Here is a 6,097-nt window from a genome sequence, read left to right on the forward strand (position 1 = left end):
CTGGGCATTGGAGATTGACGTCGCCAGCATGCCGCGGGCGCAGGGCCTCAATGCCGTGCAGGGCATTCGCAACATCATCGTGGTTGCTTCCGGCAAGGGCGGGGTAGGCAAGTCCACCACCGCAGTCAATCTGGCGCTGGCCCTGCAAAAAGAGGGGGCGCGGGTCGCTATTCTCGATGCCGATATCTATGGCCCTTCCATTCCCACCATGATGGGCACCCTCAAGGAGCGCCCGGTCAGCCATGACGGCAAGCTGATGGAGCCGGTGATGGCCTGCGGCCTCAAGAGCAACAGCATCGGCTATCTGGTCTCCGAGCAGGATGCCACCATCTGGCGTGGCCCGATGGCGAGCAAGGCGCTGGCGCAGATCCTCCATGAGACCCGCTGGGGCGAGGTGGATTATCTGGTGGTAGACATGCCGCCGGGCACTGGCGATATCCAGCTCACTATGGCTCAGCAGGTGCCTACCTCGGCGGCAGTGATCGTCACCACCCCGCAGGATGTGGCGCTGGCCGATGCCCGCAAGGGGATCGCCATGTTCAACAAGGTCAATGTGCCAGTGCTCGGTATTATCGAGAACATGAGCTACCACGTCTGCAGCGCCTGTGGTCATCATGAGCCGCTGTTTGGTACCGGTGGCGGCCAGAAGATGGCAGAGCAGTATCAAGTGGCACTGCTTGGTCAATTACCGCTGCACATCGATATCCGCCAACACATGGATGATGGCTGTCCGACGGTGTTCGGCGCACCGGAAGGAAGCCTGGCTCAGGCCTATTTGAAGCTGGCGCGCAGGGTAGGGGCTGAACTCTTTTTCAGCGCAAAACCGATTGCGACCCCCCTCTATGCCATGGCGCTGGATGAATAATCGGCGGTCGGTCACTTGAAAGGGAATTGAGGGTGGGCATGACCCACCCTTTTTTATATAATGGATCGGTTTAAACCATCCCCACTGCTCTTCTCTTTTAGGTATTTGTCATGTCTGATACTCAACATTCGTGTGTGATCATCGGTATTGCGGGCGCATCTGCGTCTGGCAAAAGTCTTATAGCCCAGACCATTTATGAAGAGCTGGTGGCCGAACTGGGCGCAGGTCAGATTGGTGTGATCACCGAAGATTGCTACTACCGTGATCAGACCCACCTGACCATGGAAGAGCGGGTCAAGACCAACTATGACCACCCCAACGCGCTGGATCACGACCTGCTGGTACAGCACCTGAGCCAGCTGGTCAAAGGTGACGCGGTTGCCATTCCCCAGTACTCCTACACCGAACACACCCGGATGAGCGAAGTGACCCCGTTTGCCCCGCGCCGGGTGATCATTCTGGAAGGGATCCTGCTGCTGACCGACAGCCGTCTGCGGGATCTGATGGATGCCTCCATCTTCATGGATACCCCGCTCGACATCTGCCTGCTGCGCCGTCTGGTGCGTGATGTGCAGGAGCGTGGCCGTACCATGGACTCCGTGCTCAAGCAGTATCAGAAGACGGTGCGTCCGATGTTCCTGCAGTTTATCGAGCCGTCCAAACAGTATGCCGATGTGATCGTGCCCCGTGGTGGCAAGAACCGCATCGCCATCGACATGCTCAAGGCGCGTATTCGCCACATGTTGATTGGTTAAGATGAAACAAGCCGGGTGATGCCCGGCTTTTTTAAAAGCACAATTTGTCAGGAGAGTCGCCCAATGCGTCTGTGTGATACCGATATTGAACGCCATCTGGATGAAGGCAAGATCGTCATTGAGCCACGGCCCGGGGTAGAGCGGATCAGTGGTGTCAGTGTCGATGTGCTGCTGGGTAACGAGTTTCGGGTGTTTCGCGATCATACCGCGCCCTATATCGACCTGAGCGGCCCGAGCAGCGAGATGGCTGATGCCATCGATCGGGTGATGAGTGACGAGATCCACATCCCCGATGGCGAAGCCTTCTACCTTCACCCGGGTCAGCTGGCGCTGGCGGTGACCTACGAATCCGTTACTCTGCCTGCCGATATCGTTGGCTGGCTGGATGGCCGCTCTTCACTGGCGCGCCTGGGTTTGATGGTGCACGTGACGGCGCACCGGATCGATCCGGGTTGGTCCGGTCGCATCGTGCTGGAGTTCTACAACGGCGGCAAATTGCCGCTGGCGCTGCGTCCGAAGATGAAGATCGGCGCCTTGAACTTCGAGATGCTCTCCGGCGTCGCGGCCCGTCCCTACAACAAGCGGGAAAATGCCAAGTACAAGAGCCAGCAGGGCGCCGTTGCCAGCCGCATCAATCAGGATTGATAACTGGCAACACGGCAACGATTCAAGGGAGCACAAGGTGCTCCCTTTTTGCATCTGGAATCAAACGGATATGGGGTTGATGGTGCTGGTCGGATGAGATTGGCGGGGCAGGGACGTTTTATCACCACTTTCGCCCGTTTTTCTGTCATAAAAACGTCATAAAAATGAAATTATTGGCTTAATTGTCAGCTATTTTTGCCCTTTCCCGCAATCATTAGCGGCTTTAATTAATCGATGGCAAGCCGCATGAGGACTGGCTCTAGGATATTTTTTCCCAAAAAGCTCTTTTTTTTTATGGCTGAAATATTTCAATGGTGGCTATGGTGTTGGCCGCCATCTGGCATAATCCGCCGCAACTCATAAACAGGCTTTTTTTATGTTTGAAATGTTTAGTGGTTTGGGTTTGTGGTGGTCAATCGGTTTGGTATTGGCCGTTTTTTTTGTGCTTGCCTATGAATTTATCAACGGCTTTCACGATACCGCCAACGCGGTAGCAACGGTTATCTATACCAAGGCGATGCCAGCTCACCTAGCGGTCGTTGCATCGGGGATCTTCAACTTTTTTGGCGTCATGTTCGGCGGTCTGGGTGTGGCCTATGCCATTGTCCATCTGCTGCCCATCGACCTGCTGCTTGGGATGGACTCCACCCAAGGGTTGATCATGGTCTTCTCCTTGCTGTTTTCCGCCATCGTGTGGAACCTGGGCACCTGGTTCTTCGGGATCCCGGCCTCCAGTTCACATACCTTGATCGGTTCCATTCTGGGGGTAGGTGGCGCCTATGCCTGGATCACCCATAAACCGGTGACAGAAGGGATCAACGTGGGCAAAGCGATCGACATCATGCTTTCCCTCATCATCTCTCCCACCATCGGCTTCATCATCGCGGCGCTGCTGCTGCTGGCGATGAAGCGCATCTGGACCAGCAACAAGATCCACAAAACGCCGGAAGAGCGCCAGCTGGTGGATGGCAAGAAACACCCGCCGTTCTGGGCGCGTCTGACCCTGGTGGCCTCGGCCATGGGCGTCAGCTTCGTGCACGGCTCCAACGATGGCCAGAAGGGTATCGGTCTGGTGATGCTGGTGCTGATCTGTATGGCTCCAGCCTATTTCGCACTGGACATGAACAGCCGCGCCTATGATCTGGACCGGACCCAGGATGCCAACCAGCGCATCATGGAGATCTACCAGCGCAACCAGTCCGCCCTCTCTGGCGTCATCAACTTCTCTGCACCGGCAACGGCTCAGGAAGAGCTGATGACTCACTGCTCCGCCGATGGCGTGCTGCAGGCGATGGCCACCCTGGATGCCCGTCTGGGTGCCGTGCGTACTTATGATCAGATGAGCCTGACCGACCGCCGCGAAGTGCGTCGTCTGCTGCTCTGTATCGATGACACCGCCCGCAAGGCTGCCAAGCTGCCGCTGCCAGCCAAGGAGCTGACCGATCTGGCCAAATGGCGCAAGGATCTGACCGCGACCGCTGAATACGCACCGACCTGGGTGATCGTTTCCATCGCGCTGGCGCTGGGTTGCGGCACCATGGTGGGCTGGCGTCGTATCGTCCATACCGTGGGCGAGAAGATCGGCACCACCGGCATGACCTACAGCCAGGGCATTGCGGCCCAGATCACTGCTGCAACCTCCATCGGGGTCGCCAGTCTGACCGGTATGCCGGTGTCCACCACCCACATCCTCTCTTCTGCGGTGGCGGGGACCATGGTAGCCAACAAATCCGGCCTGCAGAGCCAGACCATCAAGACCATCCTGATGGCCTGGGTGCTGACCCTGCCGCTGACCATGCTGCTCTCCGGCGGCCTGTTCATCGTCAGCCACCATCTGTTTGGTGGATAATATCGTTATTTTTTAAGGGCCTGCGGGCCCTTTTTATTGGCTCTGTCCCTATTACGTGTTGAAAGGCTAATCTTGAAGTAGGCCATCACCATTAGGTCTACCATCATGGATACCCCAGCCTTTCAACACCTGTTGTCCCTCTTTCCCCAGTTAACCCTGCGCCAGCACTGTGTTGCTCAGCAGGAGCTCACTGCACCCCACACCATTACCTCGCTCAATAGTCAGTTACCGGCATGCAATGGTTGTCCACATTGTCAGCCACTGGGTGGTCGCAGCCAAGATACATCGGCCCGCGTTCTGTCGCCGAGCTGGAGGCTGAAGTGGCCCGGCTACGCAACGCTCTCGCACAAGCTAACATGGAGCGCGACATCATAAAAATGTATGATCTGCTCCTTATCTGCAGGCTTCAACTGATTTCCAGAAGTCGTTTGCGTCAATGTATCCAGCCTGTCTGTGAGCCGTTTTCCGGCTCTGGCCTTGATGGGAGCCGCACGTCGTCGTCCTAATAAAGCTATCAGTCACAAGAGACTGCTTTTTTAGCCAGGCTGCAATGTCGTGGGGTAAACGCTTCTGTCATCTGTTTTGGGCCCGCAAAACCGGGTATGAGTTCTATCTGTTAAACGGCTGAGCTTGCGTCGGGATACGGTTGGTAATCCCTGCCGGATGTCAGCACTTTCCAGCAAATTCGCATTATCTTGTTGGCCAGGGCGATAAGTACCACATGATGGTGATGGCCGGCCTCCAGCCTGGCGATCCATTCGCCTAACGATGATTTGTCGCGCTTCATGTGAATTTTTAGCGCTTTGGCGCCCTGAATAACCATTTGCCTTAAATAGCTATTGCCACGCTTACTGATCCCGCCGAGCGAAGATTTGCCGCCCGTTGAATATTGCCTGGGGACCGGCTGACAGGTCGCGGGCTTTCTTGAATTGTGAGCCATTGCCAATCGCGGCAATCAACGCGGTTGAGACAATCGGTCCAATACCGGGGACGGTACTGATTTTTTGGCACAAACCTGATGCGCTGGAGGCTTGTCCGAGCATGAGGCTCATGTCATCAATCTGAGTATCCAGCTGTTGCCACCGTTCTCTCAGGCGTAATACCAGGGCGTGGATAAAGTCAGGCAAGCCATTCTCGGCATCTTCAAGGATCGCCGGTAGGGCGCGCTCGAAGACTTTTCTGCCGACTGGCACGGTGAGCCCATATTCCAGCAGCAACGCTCGCATCTGATTGACAGTGGTGGTACGTTCGACGATGAAACGCTGACGGACGCGATGAGTCGCTGCAATGCCAGTTGTTCATGAGATTTCAACGGGACACAGCGCATAGTGCCTCTGTTACCAGCCTCGGCAATAGCGGTAGCATCGTTGAAGTCATTCTTGTTTGATTTGAGGTAGGGCTTCACAAATTGGGAAGGGATAATCTTGGGTTCGAACCCCGCCTGTTGAAACAGGCGCCCCCAGTATTGCGAACCGGGACATGCCCCGAAGGCAACCCGACAGGGGGGAGTCGTACTGATGAACTGTTTCAGTTGTGAACGAGTGAGCTTTTGCTTGGTCAATACCTGCTCCATGCGATCCATCGCCACCAGGTGAAACCAATTTTTGCCTAAATCGATCCCGTAAATGTAAATCTGCGCTTGCGTCATGATGAGCCTCCTTGATGCTGGCTCCAGCATAGCGGGGTGGATGGAGCAGACCATCCCATTAGGGCTGCTCACAGCAAGACGCGCCAGACCTATGGCGCTGCGCGTTTACAAGCTGAGTTGGCCGCCGAAGGATTTTACGCTGGACGGGACCGGATTGGGCGATTGCGCCGCGAAATGGGGTTGTCTTGCAAACAAAAGCGCAAATTCAAGACGACAACCCATTCTGCTCATTCCCTGCCTGTGGCGGAGAATCTCCTTGGTCAGGTCTTTGCGCCGACGAAGCCCAACGAAGTCTGGACCGGTGATATCACCTATATCGCCACCGACGAAGGCTG

6 protein-coding genes and 4 pseudogenes are annotated in these 6,097 nt (G+C 55.9%); 7 read left to right on the plus strand and 3 right to left on the minus strand.

Features of this window, described 5'->3' with window-relative positions; translation table 11 throughout:
* The 6 genes and pseudogenes from apbC to AB5Y85_RS15110 all read left to right on the plus strand — a co-directional run.
* Nucleotides 1-865 (plus strand): iron-sulfur cluster carrier protein ApbC (gene apbC / locus AB5Y85_RS15085; RefSeq protein WP_368221700.1); only part of this gene is annotated, 865 nt, incomplete at its 5' end.
* A 110-nt stretch (nucleotides 866-975) separates the two neighbouring features.
* Entirely contained in the window at nucleotides 976-1,620 is a 645-nt protein-coding gene (gene udk, locus AB5Y85_RS15090; RefSeq protein ID WP_005345570.1) for a uridine kinase, read from the plus strand.
* A gap of 63 nt (nucleotides 1,621-1,683) precedes the next feature.
* Complete coding sequence (gene dcd / locus AB5Y85_RS15095; RefSeq protein WP_005336719.1) at nucleotides 1,684-2,265, plus strand: dCTP deaminase; 582 nt, start codon at nucleotides 1,684-1,686, stop codon at nucleotides 2,263-2,265.
* 376 nt (nucleotides 2,266-2,641) lie between these two features.
* Nucleotides 2,642-4,114 (plus strand): inorganic phosphate transporter, encoded by a 1,473-nt coding sequence (locus AB5Y85_RS15100; RefSeq protein WP_047439689.1) that lies wholly within the window; start codon nucleotides 2,642-2,644, stop codon nucleotides 4,112-4,114.
* A 105-nt stretch (nucleotides 4,115-4,219) separates the two neighbouring features.
* Nucleotides 4,220-4,372, plus strand: a pseudogene (locus AB5Y85_RS15105) (IS1595 family transposase); the annotation flags it as partial.
* Nucleotides 4,368-4,539 (plus strand): annotated as a pseudogene (locus tag AB5Y85_RS15110) (IS3 family transposase); the annotation flags it as partial. The pseudogenes AB5Y85_RS15105 and AB5Y85_RS15110, both read left to right, overlap by 5 nt.
* Nucleotides 4,540-4,730: 191 nt before the next feature.
* Here the strand turns inward: AB5Y85_RS15110 and AB5Y85_RS15115 are convergent.
* The 3 genes and pseudogenes from AB5Y85_RS15115 to AB5Y85_RS15125 all read right to left on the minus strand — a co-directional run.
* Nucleotides 4,731-5,054 (minus strand): transposase, encoded by a 324-nt coding sequence (locus tag AB5Y85_RS15115; protein WP_257688170.1) that lies wholly within the window; start codon nucleotides 5,052-5,054, stop codon nucleotides 4,731-4,733.
* Nucleotides 4,963-5,331 carry a transposase gene (locus tag AB5Y85_RS15120; RefSeq protein WP_269428989.1) on the minus strand — a complete coding sequence of 123 codons (369 nt, stop codon included), beginning with the start codon at nucleotides 5,329-5,331 and terminating at the stop codon, nucleotides 4,963-4,965. Before AB5Y85_RS15120 ends, AB5Y85_RS15115 begins: the two co-directional genes overlap by 92 nt.
* A gap of 65 nt (nucleotides 5,332-5,396) precedes the next feature.
* Nucleotides 5,397-5,816: pseudogene (locus AB5Y85_RS15125) on the minus strand (transposase); the annotation flags it as partial.
* 3 nt (nucleotides 5,817-5,819) lie between these two features.
* On the opposite strand from AB5Y85_RS15125, the pseudogene AB5Y85_RS15130 reads away from it, so the two are divergent.
* Nucleotides 5,820-6,097 (plus strand): annotated as a pseudogene (locus AB5Y85_RS15130) (IS3 family transposase); the annotation flags it as partial.

The sequence above is a fragment of the Aeromonas sp. R3-1 genome, assembly GCF_040908345.1.
GTDB classification, from domain to species: Bacteria; Pseudomonadota; Gammaproteobacteria; order Enterobacterales; family Aeromonadaceae; genus Aeromonas; species Aeromonas veronii.

Excerpts from the sequence above, each read along its gene's own strand:
- AB5Y85_RS15100 (WP_047439689.1), top strand. The coding sequence starts at position 2,642 with ATGTTTGAAATGTTTAGTGGTTTGGGTTTGTGGTGGTCAATCGGTTTG.
- dcd (WP_005336719.1), top strand. The coding sequence starts at position 1,684 with ATGCGTCTGTGTGATACCGATATTGAACGCCATCTGGATGAAGGCAAG.
- AB5Y85_RS15115 (WP_257688170.1), bottom strand. The coding sequence starts at position 5,054 with ATGGCTCACAATTCAAGAAAGCCCGCGACCTGTCAGCCGGTCCCCAGG.
- udk (WP_005345570.1), top strand. The coding sequence starts at position 976 with ATGTCTGATACTCAACATTCGTGTGTGATCATCGGTATTGCGGGCGCA.